General features: G+C 43.6%; 23 protein-coding genes. 6 read left to right on the forward strand and 17 right to left on the reverse strand.

Features of this window, described 5'->3' with window-relative positions; all coding sequences use genetic code 11:
* Positions 1-1,187 precede the first annotated feature (1,187 nt).
* Positions 1,188-1,475, forward strand: coding sequence for a hypothetical protein (locus F0251_RS19535; protein WP_171731636.1), 288 nt, complete (start codon positions 1,188-1,190; stop codon positions 1,473-1,475).
* A gap of 62 nt (positions 1,476-1,537) precedes the next feature.
* Here the strand turns inward: F0251_RS19535 and F0251_RS19540 are convergent, their stop codons facing one another.
* The 15 genes from F0251_RS19540 to F0251_RS19605 form a co-directional block, all read right to left on the reverse strand.
* Positions 1,538-2,302, reverse strand: a complete 765-nt coding sequence (locus tag F0251_RS19540; RefSeq protein ID WP_171731637.1) for a hypothetical protein — start codon at positions 2,300-2,302, stop codon at positions 1,538-1,540.
* Between the two features lie 165 nt (positions 2,303-2,467).
* Complete coding sequence (locus tag F0251_RS19545; protein WP_171731664.1) at positions 2,468-2,890, reverse strand: GNAT family N-acetyltransferase; 423 nt, start codon at positions 2,888-2,890, stop codon at positions 2,468-2,470.
* Positions 2,891-3,114: 224 nt separating this feature from the next.
* Positions 3,115-3,618 (reverse strand): peptide deformylase, encoded by a 504-nt coding sequence (def, locus tag F0251_RS19550; RefSeq protein WP_171731638.1) that lies wholly within the window; start codon positions 3,616-3,618, stop codon positions 3,115-3,117.
* A 93-nt stretch (positions 3,619-3,711) separates the two neighbouring features.
* On the reverse strand, positions 3,712-4,125 hold the full coding sequence (locus F0251_RS19555) for an NUDIX hydrolase (RefSeq protein ID WP_171731639.1): 414 nt from the start codon (positions 4,123-4,125) through the stop codon (positions 3,712-3,714).
* A gap of 21 nt (positions 4,126-4,146) precedes the next feature.
* A complete protein-coding gene (locus tag F0251_RS19560) occupies positions 4,147-4,917 on the reverse strand; it encodes a GNAT family N-acetyltransferase (protein WP_171731640.1) in 771 nt (256 codons plus the stop codon).
* A 27-nt stretch (positions 4,918-4,944) separates the two neighbouring features.
* Complete coding sequence (locus F0251_RS19565) at positions 4,945-5,760, reverse strand: GNAT family N-acetyltransferase (RefSeq protein ID WP_171731641.1); 816 nt, start codon at positions 5,758-5,760, stop codon at positions 4,945-4,947.
* A gap of 107 nt (positions 5,761-5,867) precedes the next feature.
* Positions 5,868-6,206 carry a DUF952 domain-containing protein gene (locus F0251_RS19570; protein ID WP_105058057.1) on the reverse strand — a complete coding sequence of 113 codons (339 nt, stop codon included), beginning with the start codon at positions 6,204-6,206 and terminating at the stop codon, positions 5,868-5,870.
* A gap of 66 nt (positions 6,207-6,272) precedes the next feature.
* The gene (locus F0251_RS24700; protein WP_367613554.1) at positions 6,273-6,596 is read right to left on the reverse strand and encodes a hypothetical protein; all 324 of its coding nucleotides are present in this window, start codon (positions 6,594-6,596) and stop codon (positions 6,273-6,275) included.
* A 153-nt stretch (positions 6,597-6,749) separates the two neighbouring features.
* The gene (locus F0251_RS19575) at positions 6,750-7,103 is read right to left on the reverse strand and encodes a DUF6404 family protein (RefSeq protein WP_171731642.1); all 354 of its coding nucleotides are present in this window, start codon (positions 7,101-7,103) and stop codon (positions 6,750-6,752) included.
* Positions 7,104-7,220: 117 nt separating this feature from the next.
* Positions 7,221-7,673: a hypothetical protein gene (locus F0251_RS19580; RefSeq protein WP_061031132.1), complete on the reverse strand. Its 453-nt coding sequence runs from the start codon at positions 7,671-7,673 to the stop codon at positions 7,221-7,223.
* A 378-nt stretch (positions 7,674-8,051) separates the two neighbouring features.
* The gene (locus F0251_RS19585) at positions 8,052-9,374 is read right to left on the reverse strand and encodes a hypothetical protein (protein ID WP_258185273.1); all 1,323 of its coding nucleotides are present in this window, start codon (positions 9,372-9,374) and stop codon (positions 8,052-8,054) included.
* The gene (locus tag F0251_RS19590) at positions 9,367-10,038 is read right to left on the reverse strand and encodes a hypothetical protein (RefSeq protein WP_171731643.1); all 672 of its coding nucleotides are present in this window, start codon (positions 10,036-10,038) and stop codon (positions 9,367-9,369) included. Before F0251_RS19590 ends, F0251_RS19585 begins: the two co-directional genes overlap by 8 nt.
* A 316-nt stretch (positions 10,039-10,354) precedes the next feature.
* The gene (locus F0251_RS19595; RefSeq protein WP_171731644.1) at positions 10,355-10,813 is read right to left on the reverse strand and encodes a hypothetical protein; all 459 of its coding nucleotides are present in this window, start codon (positions 10,811-10,813) and stop codon (positions 10,355-10,357) included.
* Between the two features lie 352 nt (positions 10,814-11,165).
* Entirely contained in the window at positions 11,166-11,840 is a 675-nt protein-coding gene (locus F0251_RS19600; protein ID WP_171731645.1) for a hypothetical protein, read from the reverse strand.
* A 381-nt stretch (positions 11,841-12,221) separates the two neighbouring features.
* A complete protein-coding gene (locus tag F0251_RS19605) occupies positions 12,222-14,804 on the reverse strand; it encodes a molybdopterin oxidoreductase family protein (protein WP_171731646.1) in 2,583 nt (860 codons plus the stop codon).
* Between the two features lie 510 nt (positions 14,805-15,314).
* Between F0251_RS19605 and nirB the strand changes: the two genes are divergently transcribed.
* The 5 genes from nirB (at position 15,315) to F0251_RS19630 (ending at position 22,791) form a co-directional block, all read left to right on the forward strand.
* Complete coding sequence (nirB, locus tag F0251_RS19610; RefSeq protein ID WP_171731647.1) at positions 15,315-17,897, forward strand: nitrite reductase large subunit NirB; 2,583 nt, start codon at positions 15,315-15,317, stop codon at positions 17,895-17,897.
* 126 nt (positions 17,898-18,023) lie between these two features.
* The gene (gene nirD / locus F0251_RS19615; RefSeq protein WP_061031137.1) at positions 18,024-18,368 is read left to right on the forward strand and encodes a nitrite reductase small subunit NirD; all 345 of its coding nucleotides are present in this window, start codon (positions 18,024-18,026) and stop codon (positions 18,366-18,368) included.
* Positions 18,369-18,562: 194 nt separating this feature from the next.
* Positions 18,563-20,029 carry a NarK family nitrate/nitrite MFS transporter gene (locus F0251_RS19620; RefSeq protein WP_171731648.1) on the forward strand — a complete coding sequence of 489 codons (1,467 nt, stop codon included), beginning with the start codon at positions 18,563-18,565 and terminating at the stop codon, positions 20,027-20,029.
* A 144-nt stretch (positions 20,030-20,173) separates the two neighbouring features.
* Positions 20,174-21,958, forward strand: coding sequence for a bifunctional protein-serine/threonine kinase/phosphatase (locus F0251_RS19625; RefSeq protein WP_171731649.1), 1,785 nt, complete (start codon positions 20,174-20,176; stop codon positions 21,956-21,958).
* A gap of 206 nt (positions 21,959-22,164) precedes the next feature.
* Positions 22,165-22,791 carry an outer membrane beta-barrel protein gene (locus tag F0251_RS19630; RefSeq protein WP_061031140.1) on the forward strand — a complete coding sequence of 209 codons (627 nt, stop codon included), beginning with the start codon at positions 22,165-22,167 and terminating at the stop codon, positions 22,789-22,791.
* A gap of 91 nt (positions 22,792-22,882) precedes the next feature.
* On the opposite strand, the gene F0251_RS19635 is transcribed toward F0251_RS19630, so the two are convergent.
* Positions 22,883-23,362, reverse strand: a complete 480-nt coding sequence (locus F0251_RS19635) for a hypothetical protein (RefSeq protein WP_061031141.1) — start codon at positions 23,360-23,362, stop codon at positions 22,883-22,885.
* Between the two features lie 15 nt (positions 23,363-23,377).
* Positions 23,378-24,073, reverse strand: a complete 696-nt coding sequence (locus tag F0251_RS19640) for a winged helix-turn-helix domain-containing protein (protein ID WP_171731650.1) — start codon at positions 24,071-24,073, stop codon at positions 23,378-23,380.
* Between the last annotated feature and the right edge of the window lie 61 nt (positions 24,074-24,134).

A 24,134-nucleotide genomic window follows, 5' to 3' on the forward strand; every position in this document is an offset into this window, starting at 1 on the left:
ATAGGGTCATGATGTATTCCTTAATCTATGGATACATCATAAGTTTGGTCTATCGGGTAAGTGAGAGGAAAGCCCTCCGCGAAGCGGCTTAGTTCAACAGCTATATTAGACAGAATAATTCTGTATTTTGTCCCTGAGAACGTGCTGTCTAGTAATCTGAGTTGTTCAGGGCCTGTCTAATAACTAATTTAATAACAACACCTTACCTGCTTGCTTCTGGAGCGAATATGATGAAAAGCAGAAAATTATCTATATAGTTTCAGCAAAATGTAGAAATTAGCTCAATGTGTGAGTGAGTCGTCATCTTGTTAATTGGTTTCTTCACTTCAACCTAAGCATGTTGACTCTAGAACTGTCGGTAGCATGATTAAGCCGCAACAGGCACAGGCCCCATTTGTAACCTTACGGCACAACCCAAAACCGCATAAAACACCGCATGTAACGGTTCATTTTTAGTGAGTCACAAAGCTCTTTCGCTCATCCGTAGGGCTCAATGTTGTATGCCGATAAATCACATCTCTCAGCACGCTAGCAGACCTTAGCATTTATCCACAACAATCAAGAGGTCTTTATCTAACTGAATTCTATACTGAAAATGGGTTAGCCATGAATCCTTTTTTGCACTGATAATTTTTGTCATCACGATTAATTTCATGGTGCTTAGTGCTCGGTTAATCCTGCTAAGTACAGTGCCAAACGTTTTGAAGCGCTAGCTTGGCTACAAACATTACTGGAACCAAAAGCACCGCGTGTTATGAATCAATGATGGATGTGACTGAGACGATTAATCCACTCAACTACTCATGTTCTGAGCCGACACCGATTCAGCACTAAATACCATGTGTTGTGAATCAATCTTGATCGACGACTCCACACGTTTAGCCAATAGCCCCCACCACCAGCGAATCGCCCCACAGAACGGATACATCAAAAGCCATCAAGCGGGTTTGCTGCGTCAAAAAATGACGGAGCGAGAACGTAGGCACTAAAAAATTTCGCAACCGAGCAAAGGGTTAATTAAGAGCGAACAGCCCAATAAAACCGAAGGCTTTCACCATTATGCGCATGGTAGAACAAACACAAAACAACAAAAAATTATTGTTAATCGATAATTTTTTATTGATCTGCAAACATTAAGATGTATATTAGCCCCTCAACACCAACCCTAAACTCTTACGAGGTATAAAATGAAAAAGGCTTTACTGTTTCTTGCTCTTGGTTCTATTTCTGTTTTCGCTCACGCTAAAGCAACACAAGATTCCGACCAGATGCTTGCCCAAATCGATAACGTTATTGTTTACGCAGGTGAAAATGTAGACAGCTCAGAAGAGGTATATGAAACGATCAATTCAGCTAACTCTGCTGGGTTCGAAAACTGCGCGGTTTATTTACCGGAGGGGGAATTAGAGGCCAGCACGACGATCACTTTACGCCGCACTGAAGGTGGCTTTATGTTGGAGTGTGGCTCTAATTAGAGCTGACGAATAAAAATACCGACCTCTGGGGTCGGTATTTATTCATTTATTGTTTTAGGTACTTATGTTGCGGCATTTAAAGCGAGTGACTGAGCAAACTCTCGCATGTGCCTTGCGTTGTCTGCTTTTTCTGCATCACCACATGCTTTTCCGTAGTATTGAATGTTTGGCGAGGAATACACGGGCAATACTTTTTCAGCGTAGGTCATCACGGTGCCCGCTTCCCGGCACAAAGCGCCGAAAGAGTAAGGTTTTATATAATCATGGTTTTCTTGTAGCAACATACCTTTGAGCCAGTGATCGGGAGTGTCGTTGTGCCAAGCCCAAGCCAAATGACCGAGTTCATGCTCAAGTACCCCTACCTCTGCTGCAGATGACAGCACTAAAAAGCTACGGCTTAAATTCAGATCAACCGTACCAAAGGTTCCGTCGTCTGAGAACTCGTGGTCTTCAGGAAGAATCAGTGCATAGTAGCTCCCCTCTCGCTGCATGGGTTCCAACACCTCATCGCCAACCAGGTTGACTAACTGTTTGTGCAGCTTGCTGCTTTCCGCATCTTGGAAACCGGAAAGGTCGATTCTCGTGATGCCTGATAATGTTCGCTCCATTGGTACGCATGAGTTTTGCAGAACAAGATTAGAGTAGCCTATCATCTTCTGAATTTTTGACTCGCTCATCGATGCATCGGTAAAAAAGTGAACGGGAGTTTCGACTTTTTCACCCATATCACAAGGGGCAAGGGTCAATTCTTCGCCTCTGTGTTTACCAACGAAAAAGAGTGCCACAACACCCAGTAAAGTGCCGCCAACCACGAGGTTTTTCTTCATTATATTCCTTTATTGCCTTATCGCTTTATTACTTACTTTTTATAGCTTCGGTGCTTACTATTTATTGCTTGTGTGCTTAGTGTTTTATCAAACCATGTTTCGATGAGGGCAAGAGCGTTACACTGCTGCCATCAGTGTCTTGATAATGCTAGTTACATGAACCCATTAAGCTAACGCTTTTTCCATAGACAAGTGCACAATGCCTGCTTCCATGAACTCTTCTCCAAATGGTGTGAATCCCAGCTTGATATAGAAGTCGATGGCTTGCTTTTGAGAGCCAAGATACACGCGCTTGTAACCACTCTTCTTCGCTTCATCGATGAGCGATACAACAATCTTCGAGCCAAGCCCCTGTCCTCTAAAATCTCTCATGATCGCAATACGGCCAATGTGACCGTCGCTTAAAATACGGCCCGTGCCGACAGGCTTTCCATCGACAGTCACCACGGCATGGATGGCCGAACTGTCTAACCCGTCGAACTCTATTTCAGGCGCAATAGATTGCTCGTTGATAAAAACGTTCTCGCGAATAGAACGAATTGATTGTTCATTTTCACTATCAAAAGCAACATTTTTTACTTCGATCATCATTAACCTTTTGTGAACGTAAAAACTGAATGAATCACGAGCGCCAAACCAAAAGCACTCGCTTGCATATGCAACACAACTAAGGGGAACAGACCAACCTATTGAAAAGCCGTGTAACATGAAAGGAGTAGTAGACAAAATTGAGAAGGATAGCGACAAAACCCAACGCTGATGTGTTGAAATTCACGCGTTGGGTTTGAAGAGATAGTGGTTTATAAGCCGGGTTAAGCGTGCGATTTTAGGTACTTTTTAACTTTTTTCATCGCCATTTGACGCTTTAGTGGCGACAGGTAATCAATAAATAGGTTACCCGATAAATGGTCAATTTCATGCTGCATGACGATAGCGAGAAAGTCATCGCTTTCAATGGTGATTGGCTGCCCTTCTCGGTCGAGAGCAGAAACAACCACAGACGTAAAACGCTCTACATCCGCATAATAGTCAGGCACTGATAAGCAGCCTTCTTGGCCCAAAGCTTTGTTGGAACCACTTGAGACTACCGGGTTCACCAAGATTAACGGTTGGTCTCGGCTGTCTGAAATATCGATAACTACCACGGCCTCTTTACGACCGATTTGAGTGGATGCCAAACCGATACCATTATCCGTGGCATAGAGTGTTTCTAACATATCGTCGATGAGTGTTTGTACCGTCGATACATCTTGCACCTCTTCCGCTTTCACTTTAAGCCTTGGGTCCGGTGCGGTAAGAATGTCTAAAACTGCCATGCTTTCCTTTGAATTTTCAATTGAATCATTACGTTGTAAAAGAGTGAACAAGATAACCCAATGTTCTTTCAGTACCAAGTATGGGCGTTCTGACTAGTCAAAATTCTTGAAGTTTACCGGCTCCTTCAACAAGTTCACCAAAGGTAAGAACAGAGGTTCTGGCAGTTCATCTAAGTCGAACCATTGCCACTGCTTGCACTGATGAGGCTCCATGACTTGAGGCTCACTACTAGTACTGGTCGCGACAACATACAAGGTGACGTAGTGCTTGCCTTCTTTTTCGAATATGTCGTTGGTAAAGCCGAGCTTCTTAAAATCGCCGACCTCTAACCCTGTCTCTTCAAGGGTTTCTCGCTGCGCGCACTCTTCAATGCTTTCACCCAGTTCAAGATGCCCGCCAGGCGTCGCCCACGTATTCGCACCATGAGAGCCAATGCGCTCGCCAAGTAGAATACGCCCTTCCCGAAAAATGACCGCAGCCACACCTACACGTACTTGATTATTCACTCTTTACTCCTTTAAAACACATTACTCGCTACTTGGTGAGGTATACCCTGTGGTTGTCGCGATCACTTCAAAACCACGTTTGGATACAATGGGTTTACTCATATCAGAAGCATCGATGGTAAGGTATTTAACCCCTCTCGATTTGGCTTCCTCAATGCGTTTGTTCAGTAGCAAACTGTAATAGCCTTTACCTCGAAATGCTTCGATGGTACTTCCGCCCCAAATACCTGCAAACGGGCTGCTTCCATTAAATATGATCCAGGCTGAGGTCACAGGCTGGTCGTCGACATACACGACATAGATAGACACTGAATCGGGAGCGTGCTGTTTAAGGCTGACTAAGTGATTGTAATGCCATTCGAAATCACCACCCCAAACTTGCTCTTGGACTTTGATTGCATCGCGAATGCCTTCGTTATCCGTTACCTCGGTGATCTTACCTTCATCAAAGGGTTCGCAGGTGGCCTTAGACAGGTCCAACACCATGAATGATTCGTGCTCATCCTGCTCAAAACCATTCTCGAGCAATACGGCACTGATGTTTGTTGGTATGTCGGTACTGTACGTCTTCCATTCAAAACATAGGTTACGCTGCTTAAAGTACGCGAGTTGCTCTTTGACGATAGAGTCTGTGAGGCTTTCATCGAAGTCGAAAAAGGAGATATAGCTACCATGACGATCGTTCGATACGAACTTAGTCAGGTTGTTCTCTGTTACCTTAATACCATTGAATGAGTTAAAACGTTTCCGCTCGAACTCGTTGTACTCTTGCATTACATCCGTTGTATTCATAATTTTCTCTTGCAGATGGCCCTATCTCTAATCTTTACACCATACACTTCGTACGCCAACCGAGCGAAAACCGATCGATTTACAATTTTTGCTACTGGTGCTGTTTGGCATTACGTCGGTTAAAAGTACCTTTGCCCCTAAGGCGATGGCATCTTCGATTCGAGATCTTAACAGCGCCGTTTGGCATCCCTTTGAACGATAGCGCTCTTGTGTATACGCATTGGCAAGTATTGCGTGTTCGTTGTTGATGAAACTCGTCGCCCAAGCGCACGGTTTACCCTCTATTTTCGCAACGTAACAACGGAAAGTATCCGTGCAATAGAGCGCGCGTTTCTGCTGCCAAATTTGGTCTGAACACTCTAAACCGGATGTTTTGAGCAAAGCCAAAAACTCATCGGCATTATCTTGCGTCCATCGCTCAATCGTGACTTTACCTAAATCGCTGGATGGTTCTGGGCTCGATGGTTCTGCGCTTGATTTTTCAGTACTCGGCTTTTCTACATAGCCTTCTGCCGATAGCTCTAGAAATTCATGCTCAAAAGCAGGCACAAACCGATGTTTCGATAACCATGATCTCAGCTCTGTCGTTAAAGCGTTAGGCGCAATAGAAATCTCAGGTGAGATACCATCTTTAAATAGTTTGAGGTCTGCCTCTAAGCTCGCGGAGTTGCAAACGCCATCAATGAGGATCTGGTTGTCGTACTTACGTGTTTTATCGATAAAAACAGTGAAGCCATCATCTTCAATTAAAATCAGTTCACTGGCTAAATCGGTTGAAAGGGTTCGCTCGTTATTAAAATAAAAGTATGCGTTATATGCGTCTTTAACTGCTTTAACTTGCATTGTTTTCCTTAACTTGATGGAAACAAAAAGCTCTGTAGAGCCAAAACAACACACGATTAAGTGCTGCTTGTTTTGAATGGTACAGAGCCGATAGGAATACTCGATTGTTACAGGTTTACTTTTAGTGCACCTGACGAATCCGCGACTAACTTTATTGTTCTAATCACGGCTTGCTTAGAAAGTGGACTGTATAAATGTGGGTAGAGTGCCCCATCATCTTCAGTCCCTACTGGCGGCTCATCTCTTAAGTCTCTAGCAATCGCGTTTTTGTCGATTTCTAGAAGATATGCTTGCGTCACTCCCACAAAGAAACAATCTACAATTTTTTGCAGTTGCTCTTCATAAGCAAGGTGAATAAAGCCTTCGTCCTTCAAGGATGCGGGTTCATAGGTTTCTGTGCTTTGGTATTCTTTGTAATCACTTTCGGTCAGTAAGTGGTATAGCATTTTTATTTATCCTACTTTCTAAGACTTTGAGTCTACTTAAGCCGTTTAGCGACCACCAAAGTATCTTCAAAGATCGAACTCAGAGTTATAGATTTTGAAAACATTGACTAAAGGTTCCTCCCAGCCGAGGGACTCTCTAAGCTGATCAACAATTGGTTTCACTCGGCTCTTTGCCACGTTGATTTCAACTTTTAATAGCGGGTAATTTTCGACTTTTCCTTTGCTCCCAAACACAGGCGTAGATCCATCAAGCGCTCGGTGAGACCCGATAACTGACCCGATAGCCCAACAGTGGTCATAGTTTCCAATCCTGTCGACACCGGACTCATGTAAAGTGCTAAGAACTCGCTCTTGTTGTTCAGGCGTACAGAAAATTTCAAGTTTATACATCTAATTTAAACTCCAAAATACCCTGTGTTTTGAATCACTCGGAGACCTCACGAGATGTTTTACAGCTTTCTACCACAGCAAAACTATTCTAAACACAAAGCCTAAAATTTAAGGTGTTGAGCTAGACTCTGAACCTTGTTGATAGGTTTGCGGTCATTCACCTAATGAATCCCAATCTGTTAGGTTTAACTGCTTACGTCTTATGGCGTAGAAGATTGACATAAGCAAGCCAAACAAAGCCCCGCATTGCAATGATTTATAGGCAGCTTCCAACATAGATATCCCAACCTCATTCCAATCCAAAAACCATTCAAAACCCCACCATATAGGAGCGAAATAGACCAAACAAAACACAAAATTTGAGAAAAAGCCCTGATAGTAAGGTGGCCGTATACGAAACCCGAGTTTACGCAACAATCTATCTATTGGGGGGTTATAGTTCGACTTCCAAACACCTTTGTCACTTAACTCTTTTAGAGCAAGTTGTATTTTCGTTTCATAATCCATGAGCTAACTCCTAAAGCTCTGCCTTTTATGCAGAGAAACCTAAAGACAACTGAGTTGCAGACAAATGTAAACCCAAGCGCACGCCCCACGTTACCCGCCTGATTACATGGTTTATTATTAATCTCTTACGTCGCCCATATGCTTAACAATGCGCGCATACAGCAAGATGTTTAAACTCATCGATATCGCAACATCAACGCCTGTGGTAGCAATATCGCCATCATCAGATATCACTGAAAAGTAATAGAAAAATAGCAGGATATAGAGAGGCAACATAAAAATGAGAAACCTCAAACCCACAACAAAGCTGATACCAAAATAGCGACCTAAGAAGTCTCGCCCATTTTCTGCACCATTCGCTCTATAAGCAAAATAGGTCCCTAGAAGAACGATGACGCTGAAACTGATTGATTCGATAACCTCCCAGGTATTTGAAAAGCCATTGGCGTACCCATACATCGCGAGCGTACCCAACGCGATATATATAAATACATACCGAAAACGATCTTTCTCCGACAACTTATCGGCTTTGATGTCCGCCTTTAAGCCTTTGATGTTCCAAAAATACATACCTAGCCCTTTTACTGATAACGGTTCCGAGACCGAACATTGACGCTGTTTATAATTGAAATAGTTCGGCTACTAATAGCAACAGCTATTAAATTGACAATTAAGTCACTTAATAACAATACCTTAGCAAGAAAGTCGCATCATACATGACGAGAAACAGAAGTATTCCTAATAACTCTAATTAAATGTAGAAATCGTATGAATATGTGTATTACTTATCATTTTATCCATATACATCCTTGCCCAGACGGGATAGTTGATTTTAGGTTTGTGTGTGACGCGATGATGGATAAACGACGTGAGGTTCTATAGATAAAAACTAGCGTTGCCGTGGCGTTTGGTTTTCAGCGTGTTGTGTTAAATTAACGAGTGCACATCTTACTCAATACTTGCGGTATATTTTCCCGTTTCTTCGTTTTTAGTAACTAGCACATTAAACAAGTGGTACTCAGGCTTAGAACTTGTCGCTCTACCTAATCTCACACTTTTTGTACCAAGTGCTCCATTGGTCGTCGAATCAATCTGTACGGTTGCTAACCGGCCATTAGCACCAGAATAGTTCGCGACAGACACTGAATAAAGCCCTGTTTTAAGACTAGCTGGATTACACGAACTAAAATAATGCTCAGGACCGTACGCACTAGTATTGTCTACATCTAAATACCCTGATGAACCTCGTTTTTTGGCGTAATAAACATGATCCCCACTAGGCTCTGTCACATGAAGATCCGCATCTCCTTTGCCGTCCCACGTTAATTGTGCGGTAAAGAAACCTTGAGACGCTTCTGCGGGAGGTGCGGTAAGTGTATTCAATGCATCATTGATCTGCGTTCTCACTCTGTTCGATATATCTAGCTTTTGGTTGATGTATATTTCAATAAAGCCATGACCGAGAATATCCTTACTACCATTAACACCACTCGGCCTGAACAAGTAGCCTGGAATATTGTCTGTAATGTTCGGTACACTGCCCACAAGTCTTAACCCATTTATCACCAAATCCAGATCAGCCAATGTATGCTCACCATTAAGAGACGGTGATGCCGGAGCTACGTGAACAACTTTAACGGAGTCTTCATTTACCTTTGTTGTTGTATATTCGTAGGCCGCATTCGCAAAAAGGTTACCCTGAGAATGAGCCACAAAAAGTAGCTTAAAGCCTTTAAGGACCCAGTTATCGATCTTGGCCTGATGTTCTGAATAGTTAGCGGTAGTAGGTGGATTTCCCATCAATGATGTAAGGCTTTGAATAGTATCAGCCCGAAATTTATCACCAATAGCTTCATATAGAGCAGCAGTCGAAGAGGCAGCTTCAATAATACTCGACCACCAAGGGCCATCGCCTCTCATAATTTCAAAAAAGAGCTCATAACGCCCTTCCAATATGCGGTCTTGCTCCAAAAGACGTTGTTCGAAGGTTTCAACAAAGTCTTCAAAACCATCGGTGTAGTTGTAAAAAACCTCATACTGGATGGAGTCTCCTGTAACCGACTTTTCTCCATGGATTCTTTTTAGCTCTTCTTTTGCTCTGTTTGCTCCACTTGGCGTAGTGTTAACACCATTAAAAAAAGCGACGACCACATCTGTGTTTCTACAAATATCTCCTTCAGTGGTTACCTGTGCAGACGCTGTAAAAGTCAATACCGATGAGAGGAATAGGCCAATACTTAAAGATGAGATGTATCGAATAATTTTATTCACAGGTATCTCCTTTTGGAATCGACCAGGAAGTACCATTCAAGGCTCTGGCAAAGGCGAGATACGCTAATAGTCTTTCTTTTGTATTCGTTGTTATGGACTCAAGCTCTTGGGATACTTGCGCCGGTTGCTTACTATTATTACTTCCATCAAAGCGGCTATAAATACAATGATCAGCTTCTGAAAGTTTTCTATTGGCACTTTTGACCGCGTTGATATCTGTTAGATCAATGATCAAAGTTTGCTGTAGTGCTTTAACATACTGCTCAACTGCCTGTTTCTGGTCCAGTTCGAAGTAGTTATTATCGATATATCTTTCAATATCATCCCTAATACCATTATCGTCATTATCCACACCAACAAGTGTCGGCTCTCTTTCCAAATTAGGGAGGGTTTCTGGCAACTCCAGTTCTTCTTCTGATCCTGAAGCAGCAGGAGGCAACGTATTGCTCGGTTCCTCTTCTGATACTGGCGCAACAGGAGGCAACGTATTGATCGGTTCTTCTTCTGATACTGGCGCAACAGGAGGCAACGTATTGATCGGTTCTTCTTCTGATACTGGTGCAGCAGGAGGCAACTTATCGTTCGGCACCTCCTCTATTTTTCTTAAATCATGACATCCCATAAACATGGAAACTAATGGGACAATTAAAAACCTTATTTTCATATAAATCTGCTTTCTTAACTGACTGCTAATTCTGACGCATGTTCCTTACTCATTGGGTACAACAAGCAAGCAATGCCATGCGTAACGAATCATTTTTGTTACTTGAACTTATGTTTATAACTAGCTTTTCGCACATCAAACATGCCTCCCACTTCACCTAGCACGGATGTTGAGATCTAGGTTTCCATGTGGAGTTATAGTTGGTAAGTGGCGCTGAAATAGCGGCTAAGCTAGTCGCTGACAAGTTGTCAAAGAACGCCGATATGGTTGTCGGCGTTTGGTTGTTTACCTAGCTAAATTACTACTATTTATAAAACTAGTATTTTCTACGATTAATAGTGAAGGTAACTTTTGCGTCTCCGGTTACAACATTGAAATAATCAAGTTTTCCGGTACAAATCGCACGATCTCGGTAACTTCTGCTCTCATTCTCTGCGATTACTTTTTGAGGCAACATAGTGCCTGTTCGCGGATCGATTAAAGCAACAAAACGGAAATGACAACGCGGTGCGTCATAGACTGAACTATCACTATACTGATATTCAAAATCAACCAAGCGAACTACATTGGGATAATTGCTAGAGACATTAAAACGGTCACTTGATTTAGCGATAATGGTGTCTTGAGGGTTTGGTGAGTATCGAGATGTTTGATAATCTTTACTGGTTAATTCTACATCATAGATTCTAGATTCATTATTAACCTCAACGGCAATATTAGCGAATGCAGAAGAACTTAAAAGTAAGGCTGAAGCAACAATTGCTCTTTTGAACATGGATTTGTCCTTTATATTATTGTTTTAATAATGACTTTTTAATTATTAATAAGTCGTAGATAAATACCCATCTTTTACGTCACACAGGGGGAATCTTCGTCAGAATTTATTTCTAACTTAATTAAGTGTTTATAGAGAATAGGCAGCTAAGGCATGACGGAAAACTTAGGTTCTCTGATACAAGAACCCGAATATAACCGTCTCACCAAATTTAAATTTTATATTGTTTTTTCTAGATGATAGATCGAAGATATTTAGTTAATACAGGAAGTTAACTCCATCTTTCTTATTTTAAAGTTTGGGCTTTAGAGCCTATCAAAAACCTAATTATTTAGGCTGTTTACCACCCTGGTTATGCCTCATTTCCTAGTGGCATTTCAGCAGCATCAACATTCGTAATGTAGACTCTAAAGTACACAATAGAGCCAAATATCAATAAAACAGGGGACAAGATTGATGTGAGTATCCCTGTCGCTACTTCTAACACCGGATAAACCTCTCCGATATACCCAATCACGAAATTAAGGATAAAATTAATGATACCCAGTAACATCGATATTTTAATCAACTTCATAGTGATACCTTTGGTATCTCGCCAACTTTTTTCCAACGCAAACAGTGGAGATTTATTATTTAGTACAGCTTCGAACTCTACGAAACTGTATCGCGCAGCTAGATACAATCCCGGGATAATCAGTGCAATCGTTCCAACTAAAACAATTAAAGAATAAATAATATAAACGATCATTAATCTGGACCAAACTCTCCAAGATACGGAGCGTTCAATATCAAACCCATTAGTAGACGAAGCCATAAAATTGATAAAAATAGCGATTAGATAAGTGTAAATAGAAGAATATACACATAGATACACCGCGTAGACCCAGAGGTTTTCTGATACAGAAAATGAATGTTCAAGCCATACGCCTAAACATGACATCGTGATGATGAAACCGCCGAAAATTTTAAATATGCTTTTAAAATTTGAGCAAGTGACATGTAAGCATTCAGATAGAAGAGTTCTCATAAACGGGTCTTTATTTAATATAATTTGAACAGGATTCATCACCCAATAAACATTGGGTACTTCCGAGGCAATTCGTAAAGCAATCTCACCATCGATTAAATTGACAAATAAGTCATTTAATAACAGTACCTTACGAAAACCCTGGCATCATACACCAGGAATAAATAGAAATATTGTATATATTTGCACACAAATAAAGAAACAGCATGAATATGTGTGTCGCTTGTCATTTTTTATATGACTCTGCAGCCTAACCGAGGTATTCGTTCAAATTATTCATTTAGCACGATGATTGGTAAATATGATCAAGAATGTTCGTCAGAAAATAAAAACGCCGACATTATTGTCGGCGTTTTACTCTGGACCTATTTCGATAAGTATCTACTTAGCCAATGTACTCAAAAACTCGGCTTCAAACTCTTCATCAGCCTCTCGGATTAGACATCCCACCAGCCAATCGATGCTTTGATGGTCGAGCTTACTGTTCACGACGAACGCTTGCTTTACACCAAACTGATCCAACTTGGCAGAGCCGTAGTTCTTGAACGATTTATTGCCATGGTAATGGAGTGATTTAATCGCCTCTGTATTCGGTTCTGGTAACGCATCAAGGGTGTTGGCAAGCTGAATCACCAACTCCATTGGATTCTTCGATGAACAAATACGATACAGAAAACCACCCTCCACTCTTTGGCGAACCCAGTAATCAAACCCACTACAATCCATCACCTTGTCGCTGACCAGTGCGGCTTCACTGCGATAGCCACACGGCTCTACCACAACAGGTGTGTGTTTAAATTCTGGTTGGCCTGAAGCTGCATCGGTATGAGGCAAGATCAGGTCACACGGCTTGCTGTCTTTTGCGGTTGGCGCATTCCAGTGAATAGGCATAAACACCTGTTCACGGCGCATCTCTTTGGTCACCACTAAGCGAGCTTGGCATTCACCTTGTGCGCTGCGCACTTTCACTACCGGATTAATAGTGGCGTGGTTGAAAGCATCTAAGCCAAACTCTTCTAAACCAAGCTCTGCAACCGTATCTGGGTGCATGGCGACAAAGGGTTCTGGTGTGTGTTCACCTAAACCTGCGGCTAAGCCAGTTCGGCTCATGGTGTGCCATTGGTCTCGGATTCGACCTGTGTTCATAATAAGTGGGAATTCGACACTGGTATCGGCAATCGGCTTGTCGTGCTCAACCGCTACAAACTGCGCTTTGCCCGATTCAGTAAAGAACTCGCCATCGGTGAACATGCGCTGCTCGATGATTTCTGGTTGATATTCAAGTACTGGCCATTGCTGCGGAGTCAGTTCACCATAGCCTTTCTCATCTAACTGAGTAAGTCCGATTAAGCATAGATCGCGAGCTTTACCTGTCTCATTACCTAGGGCTGTCATCTCGCAATACTCTTTGAAGATCTCGCCTTCGTGGCGGTAATCAAACTGCTCTTTGAATCCCATTTTTTGCGCGACTTCTTTTAATATCCACCAATCAGGTTTCGCTTCTCCAGGGCTTGGTAATACGCGGCGTTGGCGTGAGATTCGACGCTCAGAGTTGGTTACGGTGCCCGACTTTTCACTCCACCCTTGCGCGGGTAGCACTACATCGGCCAAGCGAGTGGTTTCCGTATCGGCAATGCAGTCCGACACCACCACAAACGGGCATTTCTCCAAAGCAGTTTTGATTTTTTCGCTATCTGGCAGGCTCACAACAGGGTTAGTAGCCATGATCCACACCGCTTTTATCTTGCCTTCATTCATGGCATCAAACAGGTCGATGGCTTTCAAGCCTGCGTGAGTGGCTAAGCTGTCGGTTTGCCAAAACTTGCTAACGGTTTGGTGTGATTGTGGATCACCAAATTCAAAGTGCGCGGCTAAGGTGTTGGCTAGGCCGCCCACTTCACGCCCACCCATCGCATTCGGTTGGCCTGTTACCGAGAATGGGCCCATGCCCGGCTTACCGATTTTGCCGGTCGCTAAATGACAGTTAATAATCGCGTTTACCTTGTCACACCCTTGTGTGGATTGGTTCACGCCTTGGGAATAGATGGTGAGCACTTTCTCTTTAGATGCGAACAACTGATAGAACTGTTCGAGTTGTTGCTCGCTAAGCCCAGTCAGTTCAGGAACGCTTTTGTTGCCCCAACCTGATTCGGTATAGCGGTAATCTGTGGCTGTTCGAATCGCTTCCGTAAAACCTTGGGTATGATTTTCAATGTAATCAGAGTCAAGCTGGTCGTTATCATCTAAGTAAGCCAACAAACCATTGAATAGAGCGACATCGGAACCAGATTCCAATGCCAAGTGTATATCGGCAATCTCACAGCTGTCGGTGTAGCGCGGGTCAATGACGATCACTTTCATGTCTGGGTTAGCTTGCTTGGCTGCTCTTAAGCGTTGAAACAGTACAGGGTGACACCAAGCGAGGTTTGATCCAGTGATGACGACCACTTCGGCTTGCTCTAGATCTTCATAACAGACAGGAACGGTATCAGTACCGAACGCGCGTTTATGCCCAACCACGCTAGATGCCATACAAAGGCGAGAGTTACTGTCGATGTTAGCGCTACCAATAAAACCCTTCATCAGCTTGTTAGCTACATAGTAATCTTCCGTCAGTAGTTGGCCTGACACATAAAAGGCGACTGAGTCCGGGCCATGCTGTTCTATTGCTTGTTTGAACTTGTCTGCCACCAGCTGAGCTGCGCTACTCCAAGGTAGAAGTTGTTGTCCGCTTGCGACTCTTTGCATCGGCTGAGTTAAACGGCCAATTGGTGTTACGGTGTCTCCCAGTGCAGCGCCCTTTGTACACAACTTGCCATAATTCGATGGGTGGTCTTTATCGCCACGCACTTCCAATTTCCCCGAAGCAGTTGGCCTTACTTCAATGCCACAACCTACGCCACAGTAAGCACACGTTGATTTGATCCAATCCTTGTTTGAACTCATCACTCTTCCCTCGTGCAATGTTCTTTTTATTGTTTCCACCGTTCTAACAGAGCGCCTCTTACTAACCACTCTTCGCGGTGAAAATTTCTCTTTTTTAATAAAGCAATTTACGCACCACTATTCACCCCCTTTCCCAATCAAGAAAAATAACCATCAATTACAACAACTTAAAATAAAATCACTTACAGAAAATAATGTTAATTAAATGCTATCGAGAAAATATTGAGATTTTTGCACCATGTTGATCAATTTTGCACCACAAAGGCTCATTTTCATAAATATTCTCTTTCTTAAATCTACCACTTTAGGGTTAATTGAGCCGTTTGTCATTTAGTTAAACCACTGATTTAAAATGTTATTTTTATTTTTCACGATATCTATTTTTATCTGGCACCCTACTTGCTGTCCTATTTACCAACAACCCAAAATTTACAGTTTTTAAGTTCATTGGAAGAACAGCAAATTACCCACCATTGAGAGTGGTCTGTTTTTAGAAACGCTAGGAAGCCAGCAAAAAAGGAATTTACTATGAGCAAACAAAAGATTGTCGTCGTTGGTAATGGCATGGTTGGCCACAAATTTATCGACAACATCATTCAAGCTGATTCAGACCAATATGAAGTTATTACCTTCAGTGAGGAATCGCGCCTTGCTTACGACCGTGTTCAACTTACGGCCTACTTCAACGGTAAGACAGCCGACGATTTGGCTTTAACGAGTGAAGCTTACTACCAAGAAAATGGCGTTAAATACCTAATCAATGCCAAAGTCACTGAGCTGGATACTGAAAACAAGACAGTCGTGACTGACACTGGTCATCGTGAAAGCTATGACAAACTGATTCTCGCAACAGGTTCATTCCCGTTCGTTCCTCCAATCCCGGGGAACGACCAAGAACACTGTCATGTGTACCGTACGATAGAGGATCTCGATGCGATTGAGTCATCTGGTAAACAGAGCAAATCGGGCGTGGTGATTGGTGGTGGCTTGCTGGGTTTAGAAGCGGCAAACGCGGTTAAGAACCTTGGATTAGAAACCCATGTCGTAGAATTCGCGCCTCGATTAATGGCAGTTCAACTCGATGACGGCGGCGGTGCCCTGCTGAGACGTAAAATTGAAGATTTGGGCGTACAGGTTCACACCGAGAAAGCGACCTCTGAAATTGTGGCGGGTGAAAATGCTCGCTACCGCATGAACTTTGCCGATGGCACACATCTAGAAACCGACATGATCGTGTTCTCTGCAGGTATCCGCCCTCAAGATGCTCTGGCTCGTAGCTCGGACATCGCAATAGGTGAACGCGGCGGTATCGTGATTGATGATTACTGCAAAACCAACATTGATGATGTGTACGCGATTGGTGAATGTGCGCTGTGGGATAACAAGATCTTTGGCTTAGTGGCTCCGGGCTATTCAATGGCGAAAGTGGCGGCTAGCCATATCCTTTCTGATGGTGAAGATGAGAGCAGCTTTACCGGTGCCGACATGAGCACCAAACTCAAGCTACTGGGTGTAGACGTAGCCAGTATTGGTGAAGTGCATGGCAAAACCGAAGGCGCACAGTCTTACACCTACAACGATGAAATTGAACAAGTTTATAAGCGCTTAATTGTTTCTGCTGATGGCAAGAAGATCGTCGGTGCTGTGTTAGTGGGCGACGCAGACGCGTATGGTTCGCTGCTGCAAATCAAGCAAAACGATATGCCGTTGCCAGAGAACCCATCGGTATTGATTCTACCAAACCTTGCTGACGATTCCGGCAGCGCAATGGGTGTCGAAGCCCTGCCAGACAGCGCCGTGATTTGTTCATGTTTCGACGTGACCAAAGGTGACATCAAAGAAGCAGTATCAGCAGGCTGCACCACAATGGCAGCGCTGAAAGAATCGACCAACGCTTCGACGGGTTGTGGTGGCTGTTCTGCCCTTGCTAAACAAGTATTAGATAGTGAATTGAGCAACTTGGGTGTGGAAGTCTCTAACGACATCTGTGAGCACTTTGCTTACTCTCGTCAAGAACTGACCGACATTATTCGCGTCAATAAAATCAAAACCTTCGATGAGCTGCTTGAGTCTCATGGTCAAGGCTTAGGCTGTACCGTTTGTAAGCCTGCGGTGGGTTCTATTCTCGCCTCTTACTGGAACGACTACATCCTGAAAGACGAACACATCGAGCTGCAAGATACCAACGACATCTACCTTGGCAACATGCAAAAAGACGGCACCTACTCTGTGGTTCCACGTATTGCCGGCGGTGAAATCACACCAGACAAACTGATTGTGCTAGGTGAAGTGGCAAAAGAATACGACCTCTACACCAAGATCACTGGCGGACAACGTGTCGACCTATTTGGTGCACAACTCAATGAGCTGCCTGCCATCTGGAAAAAGCTGATTGATGCAGGCTTTGAAACTGGCCACGCCTACGGTAAATCGGTTCGAACCGTGAAGTCGTGTGTCGGTAGCACTTGGTGTCGCTACGGTGTTAACGACAGTGTTGGTCTCGCGATTAAACTAGAGAACCGCTACAAGGGCCTACGCTCACCACACAAGATCAAATTCGCCGTATCTGGCTGTACTCGAGAGTGTGCCGAAGCCCAGTCAAAAGACATTGGTGTTATTGCGACAGACAAAGGTTGGAACCTTTACGTCTGTGGTAATGGCGGCATGCGCCCACGTCATGCTGACCTATTCGCGACCGACCTAGACGAGCAAACTCTTATTCAATACATCGACCGCGTGTTGATGTTCTACACACGTACTGCTGACCGCCTACAACGCACTTCGGTTTGGATGGAGAACTTAGAAGGTGGCTTGGAGTATCTCAAAGAGGTAGTGATTGAAGACAAACTCAATGTCGCTGCTGAGCTAGAAGCCGACATCGCGCTCAATATCGAAAACTACCAGTGTGAGTGGAAAACCACTATCGAGAATCCAGTGAAGATGAAGCGCTTCCAGCACTACATCAACAGTGAAGAGATGGACTCTAGCCTCTCGTTCATCAAAGAGCGCGAACAACGCTTCCCAAAACCTTCGGTCAATACGGACCAAGAAGCGGAACGTAACCAAGCGTTAAACAGCACTGAACAGATTGAAATTACGGAAGTCTCGTAGCCAGTTTGGTCGTTAGCAGCCCCTTCGATCTCGGCAACATGCTGTTAGCGACCTTCTTTCTTTACGACCTTCTTTTGACGAAATTGAACAAAATCAAAGACTCAACAAATTGACAAGGAGACTGTCATGGAAAACTGGACCACTGTTTGCTCGCAAGAGGAACTGTCACCCAATGCGGGTGTGTGCGCCAAAGTAGCTGATCATCAAGTCGCCATCTTTTACTGCAAACGTAGCGACAAGCTTTATGGCCTATCGAATTTCGACCCTGTGGGCAAAGCCAACGTTATGTCTCGCGGCATTATCGGCTCGTTAAGTGGAGAACCCTATGTGGCCTCCCCACTCTACAAGCAGCATTACCACTTAGAGACAGGCGCTTGTTTGGAAGAACCTGAACATGCCCTAACCCGCTTTGAAGTGCGCCGACAAGGCAACCAGATTCAAGTTCTGGCACCCGAAGCGTTGGCAAGTTAGTCATCTGACGACCAGTTAGCAACTAACAATAAATGTTCAACTAACAAGAAGTTATCGCCTAACTAAAAGGTTGTACTTTCAAATTCACCCATTAACATGCCTTAGCCGCCTATAATTAACAGTCTGGGCAAGCTACGGAGTTGGCATGTGGACGGCTAGATAACTCTAGATTCCATATTTAAAGGATTTAATACATGGATAACTCAAAATTTTCGCTGTTTTCGTTTACCGGCAAGATGAAGGTCTTACATCTCAGCTGGATGGCCTTTTTCATTACCTTTGTGGTGTGGTTTAACTTCGCACCACTACTGCAGATGGTAAAAACCAGCCTAGGGCTAACCACTGAAGAGATCAAAACCCTTCTCATCTTAAACGTTGCCTTAACCATTCCAGCGCGTGTCGCGATTGGTATGCTTACCGACCGGTACGGTCCAAGACTTGTCTACTCTTCGCTACTCGCGATCTGTTCGATCCCGTGTTTCATGTTCGCACTGGCTGACTCTTTCATTCAAGCTGCCATTGCTCGTTTCCTACTTGGCTTTATTGGTGCTGGCTTCGTAGTTGGTATTCGCTTGGTATCTGAATGGTTCCCACATAACGAACTGGGTACAGCAGAAGGTATCTACGGCGGTTGGGGTAACTTTGGTTCAGCAGCGGCAGCATTCACTCTTCCTACTCTAGCATTAGTATTTGGTGGCGAAGATGGCTGGCGTTATGCGGTTGGTATCACCGGTGTAATGAGCTTACTGTTCTCTGTTGTGTTCTACAAAAACGTATCCGACACACCAAAAGGTTCTACCTACTTCAAACCAGCTCAAGTAACTGCAATGGAAGTGACGTCTAAGGGTGACTTTTTCTTTCTACTCTTCATGAAGATCCCTATGTACGCGGCACTGGCTCTACTTGCTTGGAAACTGTCTCCATCAGGTATTGGCATGTTGTCTGACACAGCGGTGTACGGTGTGTATGCAGTACTTGCAGCCTTGTATGTATATGAAGTCACTCAAGTTTGGAAAGTAAACAAGAACGTATTTAAAGAAGAAGTGCCAGAGATTCACCAGTACAAATTTAAGCAAGTTGCTGTACTAAATGTTCTGTACTTTGCTACATTCGGCTCAGAGCTAGCGGTGGTTTCTATGCTGCCACTGTTCTTCTCTGAAACCTTTGAATTAACACCAGTTCTTGCAGGTATGGTGGCTTCGGCATACGCCTTCATGAACTTGATGTCTCGCCCAGGTGGCGGTTGGATTTCAGATAAATTCGGTCGTAAACCAACGCTTCTTATCCTAACGGCAGGCTTGGCTGTGGGTTACTTCGCTATGGGTCAAGTCGAAAGCACATGGCCTGTATGGCTAGCGGTTGTTGCTGCAATGGCGTGTTCTTTCTTCGTACAAGCGGGTGAAGGTGCAGTATTTGCAACAGTACCTCTAATCAAACGCCGTATGACAGGCCAGATTGCTGGCATGACAGGTGCTTACGGTAACGTGGGTGCGGTGGTTTACCTAACGGTACTTTCATTCGTAAGTTACCAGACTTTCTTCCTTGTGATTGCTGCAACGGCGGTTCTTGGCTTTGTTACTCTGATGTTCATGGAAGAGCCCAACGGTCAGATCGCTGAAGTGAACGACGATGGTAGCGTAACCTTAATCAAGGTCAGTTAACCACTCATTGAATCGGGAGGAGTAACCGGGCTGCGACACTTGGTTACTTCGTTCAAAGGCTCTCGCTTTACTGAGAGCTTTTGTTCTTTCTCAGATGTGCTCTCAAGCAGATGAGAAAACGGCCAGTTAAGAAGAAGACCAGTTATGACGATTTCATTCAGCCAAGGGCAAGTCATCAAGCCAGAAACCAATAACCAACTGACTTTGAAGTTTGGTGGTTATTCGAATAAAGGCGTACGTGACGAAAACCAAGACGCCATCATTGTAAAACACCCGAAGACTCGTGCAGAACAAGAACTAAAAGGCAGTGTTGCCTGCATAGCCGACGGAGCCAGTTGCAGTGAACACGGTCAGAAAGCCAGCCACACCAGTGTGATGCAGTTTATTGACGACTATTACGCGACCCCACAAAGCTGGAGCATTCAGCGTTCGGCGCAAAAAGTTCTAACTTCGCTTAATTCTTGGCTCTTCAACACCTCTGTTTCTAATATTCATTCCGCACAACAAGTTAACCACAATGCCTTAGTTTCGACTTTCAGCAGCGTGATATTGAAATCGAACACCGCTCATCTATTCCATGTGGGTGACAGCCGCATTTACTTGCTAAGAGATGGAGAATTACGCCAACTGACCCGTGACCACACTCGTAAGAACATGGGACAGAAGCATTACTTAACCAGAGCATTAGGCATGGATAATCAGCTCAATGTTGACTACCAAACCTTACCCATCAAGAAGAATGACCTCTTTATCCTAACCTCGGATGGTGTGCATGAGTTCGTTTCCCCTAACACATTTAAAGAACACATCGACAAACCCGGTGCAGATTTCGAATACGCCGCTCAAACCATCTGTAACACAGCACTAAGCCACAATAGCGCAGACAACGTGAGCTGCTTGATTGTCGAAGTTACTCACTTGCCTACGCCGTCATTAATCGAATTTCACGAAAAGCTCTCTAAGCGCGCTATTCCACCAGCGTTAAAGCTTGGTCAAAGTATCGATAACTTTATGGTGCTAGAGGTGTTGTATGCGGGCACTCGAAGCCATGTGTATCGAGTGATGCAAAAAGAGACACAAACCGAATTCGTCCTAAAGGTGCCTTCGGTTCAATACCATGACGATCCAGCACAGTTAAGGGCTTTCTTTAACGAGCAATGGGCTGGCATCTTGTTGAATAACAAGAAAGTAATGAAGGTTTACCCAACACCAGAGCATTCTCAATTCTTATATCAAATTTGCGAATTGGTTGAAGGTGTCACGCTAAGGCAATGGATGTACGACAACCCTAAGCCCTCGCTCGAACAAGTGCGTGAGATACTCGAAAAAATCACACAAGGGATTCGTGTCTTGCAGCGTGCCGACATGGTACACAGAGACTTGAAGCCTGAAAACATCATGATTCAGCGTGATGGTGATATCAAAATCATCGACCTTGGTGCGGTGTTAGTAAGAGGAATTGAAGAGGGAGAACAAGCAGACAAAGACCCAACACCACTCGGCGCGGTGAATTACATTGCACCAGAGAGCATTAAGTACAACACAGCTACGACAAGCTCGGATTTGTTCTCTATCGCGGTGATCGGCTATGAGATGCTAACGGGCGAACTACCCTACTCTGAAATGAGCGCGCAATCTCTAAAACAATCGCGCCATCATCAATGGGAATACCAACCGCTGACACAAAAGCGAACGGATCTACCGGCTTGGATTGATTTGGTTTTACAAAAGGCGTGTGCAGAATCCCCGACCGAGCGATATCAGGTTTTAGGCGATTTTGTAGCTGACCTTTACACACCTAACCAAAATCTGATGAAACACAAAGCCAAGCAACCATTGATAAACCGCCACCCCATTCAGTTTTGGAAGCTGTTGGCCCTACTTTTAGGCTTACTAGCATTGGTGGAATTTGGTTTGTTGATTCAGTAGCCATGTCCATCGACAATTCACAAAAAAGAGCGAAAAATTAAAAGCTAAAGATTTATCAAGATAAGCACTTTAGCTTTTTTCTGTCCTATTCCGCACAATTCGCTTCTCCTTTCCTACCCGAGCCTCTAACTTGAGCATCAATTCACCAAGACGTGAAAAACAATAACAACATAGTTAACTCTCAGCCTTTTTAATAGGAACCAATGATGCTTAATAAAACAACACCACTTTTTGCTTTTGCTATTCTAACCACAGCGACAACGTTCAACGCTAACGCCGCTACGAACTATGAACCGTTTATCGGTATTGATGTTGGTACACGTTTAAGTGGACAAATTGAATCAGAGTCCACATATTACGGGACTAAAGGTAAAACCGACTTATCTTCATCAATGGTATTTGGCGTCGAAGGCGGTATGACAATCAACCAGACTCATCAAATTAGTATTGGTTATGATTACCGCGGTACCAGTGTCGAAAATAATGAAAATAACGATGATGAACTTGAAGTAGGCACACTATTTACTAAATACAACTACATCGTGCCTATTACACAAAAACTCGCTTGGACAGTGGGCGGCAAACTTGGTTATGAGATGTTCAACTCAGAAGCAGAATATGATGTAGATGATCTAAATGGAATCGTCCTTGGTGCTCAAACAGGACTCGACTACCGCTTTCATGCTTGGAGCATAGGTACCGAAGTAAACTACGTTTACCACACCAATGAACTTGAAGCCAAATGGACTGAAGAAGACGGTAAGACCTACAAAAACACCCAAAAGGTGGGTGATGAGTGGTTACTAATGGCGAACGTGAAATACCACTTCTAACACAGATAGAATTGATTCCCTTTATCTCCTGGTTAGCCGGGAGATAACCTTGGTTTGGGCTTTATCTTTACTGAAGTATGTTTATCGCTTGCTATTGCCTAACTCGGCTTAGCATCAAATAATTCCGCTCTCTCGAAATGACATCGACTCCTTGCCCGTGATAAATCAATTCGTTTTTCGAGGTACCCGACAGGAACATTGTGGTATAACTCGCGGCTTGGTAACCATCTAATACTTCAGTAGTTTGAATGGCTTCAGTATTGTAAGAAAACTCAAATTCGCCATCGAAAGATTTGGTTATTTTGCCGTCCACTGAGAACAGTGCAACACCTTCTAAACCATCTCCTTCTATCGATATCGTTGACTCTATATGGCTTCGATACAAATCAACTTCAATTCTTTCTCTCCAAATATGCATATCATCAGAATATTGTTGCACCTCAGTAATGTATCTGCCATTAAGCAAAAGCTTTTTACTAAGCACGTAAAGTGACGCGCCATAAAGAGCAACGGAAGCAATCAGAAGAACGATCCAAGGTTTTAAACTAGATTTTAAGCTAAGTTTTATCAAACTAGATTCATCAGGCTATTCATCATTGAACAACCCCTCCGTTATTTCTGGCAGAGCCTCAATTTCAAAAAAGTAGTTCTCGCTATGATGACGTTTTTTGTCATAAACAGAGAGATTATAGAGCCCCGCTTTTTCACCAATGAAATAAAAACAATCACATTCGAAGCGTTGAATCACCGCCTCAAGGTCAGGCGAAATAATCATGTCTTTGCGTTTCAACAGTTCATGAGAGCCGATATCCACCACTTCATAATCTCCGTGTAAATAAGGCATTAATTGAGTGTTCGTCACCCGTAAAAAGTTCAAGCAAGATAAGACAATGAACATAATAGAAGCTGACGCCAACAGTATCTTTGCTAGTTTAGTCGCGTTGAAACGTCGAGCACCTGATGGTTCTGTTTCGAGGGAGGCTTGATCGCAATACAGCATGTAGCCGACACCTGCAATCGTGCGTAACTCAACGGATTCAGACATAGCGATGGCAAGTCTAAGTTTTTGTACTGACTTTTGGAGAGAGGAATCCGTGACGATGGTTTCAGGCCATCCCGCTTGCTTTAGCGTCTCTTTATTCAGGACTTGGTTTGAACTGTCTAAGAATGCTTTAAACAAAAGACATTCATTGTAATTCAATGCCCGTTCTGCACGATCTTTTGTGATGGTCATCTTTTCGATATCGAAAACCAAATCACCACAAGAGTACTGCTTATCCACTTTGACTTTTCCCACCAAGATGTTAGCTAAATGAATGTTTATTGTAGTTGAAAAGTGACGA

This window comes from Vibrio sp. 070316B, from assembly GCF_013114115.1.
Taxonomy (GTDB): Bacteria; Pseudomonadota; Gammaproteobacteria; order Enterobacterales; family Vibrionaceae; genus Vibrio; species Vibrio chagasii_B.

What these genes read in the sequence shown, in the direction of transcription:
- F0251_RS19535 (WP_171731636.1), top strand. Translation starts at nt 1,188, where the DNA reads ATGAAAAAGGCTTTACTGTTTCTTGCTCTTGGTTCTATTTCTGTTTTC.
- F0251_RS19540 (WP_171731637.1), bottom strand. Translation starts at nt 2,302, where the DNA reads ATGAAGAAAAACCTCGTGGTTGGCGGCACTTTACTGGGTGTTGTGGCA.
- F0251_RS19545 (WP_171731664.1), bottom strand. Translation starts at nt 2,890, where the DNA reads ATGATCGAAGTAAAAAATGTTGCTTTTGATAGTGAAAATGAACAATCA.
- def (WP_171731638.1), bottom strand. Translation starts at nt 3,618, where the DNA reads ATGGCAGTTTTAGACATTCTTACCGCACCGGACCCAAGGCTTAAAGTG.
- F0251_RS19560 (WP_171731640.1), bottom strand. Translation starts at nt 4,917, where the DNA reads ATGAATACAACGGATGTAATGCAAGAGTACAACGAGTTCGAGCGGAAA.
- F0251_RS19565 (WP_171731641.1), bottom strand. Translation starts at nt 5,760, where the DNA reads ATGCAAGTTAAAGCAGTTAAAGACGCATATAACGCATACTTTTATTTT.
- F0251_RS19570 (WP_105058057.1), bottom strand. Translation starts at nt 6,206, where the DNA reads ATGCTATACCACTTACTGACCGAAAGTGATTACAAAGAATACCAAAGC.
- F0251_RS24700 (WP_367613554.1), bottom strand. Translation starts at nt 6,596, where the DNA reads ATGTATAAACTTGAAATTTTCTGTACGCCTGAACAACAAGAGCGAGTT.
- F0251_RS19575 (WP_171731642.1), bottom strand. Translation starts at nt 7,103, where the DNA reads ATGGATTATGAAACGAAAATACAACTTGCTCTAAAAGAGTTAAGTGAC.
- F0251_RS19580 (WP_061031132.1), bottom strand. Translation starts at nt 7,673, where the DNA reads ATGTATTTTTGGAACATCAAAGGCTTAAAGGCGGACATCAAAGCCGAT.
- F0251_RS19590 (WP_171731643.1), bottom strand. Translation starts at nt 10,038, where the DNA reads ATGAAAATAAGGTTTTTAATTGTCCCATTAGTTTCCATGTTTATGGGA.
- F0251_RS19595 (WP_171731644.1), bottom strand. Translation starts at nt 10,813, where the DNA reads ATGTTCAAAAGAGCAATTGTTGCTTCAGCCTTACTTTTAAGTTCTTCT.
- F0251_RS19600 (WP_171731645.1), bottom strand. Translation starts at nt 11,840, where the DNA reads ATGAGAACTCTTCTATCTGAATGCTTACATGTCACTTGCTCAAATTTT.
- nirB (WP_171731647.1), top strand. Translation starts at nt 15,315, where the DNA reads ATGAGCAAACAAAAGATTGTCGTCGTTGGTAATGGCATGGTTGGCCAC.
- nirD (WP_061031137.1), top strand. Translation starts at nt 18,024, where the DNA reads ATGGAAAACTGGACCACTGTTTGCTCGCAAGAGGAACTGTCACCCAAT.
- F0251_RS19620 (WP_171731648.1), top strand. Translation starts at nt 18,563, where the DNA reads ATGGATAACTCAAAATTTTCGCTGTTTTCGTTTACCGGCAAGATGAAG.
- F0251_RS19625 (WP_171731649.1), top strand. Translation starts at nt 20,174, where the DNA reads ATGACGATTTCATTCAGCCAAGGGCAAGTCATCAAGCCAGAAACCAAT.
- F0251_RS19630 (WP_061031140.1), top strand. Translation starts at nt 22,165, where the DNA reads ATGCTTAATAAAACAACACCACTTTTTGCTTTTGCTATTCTAACCACA.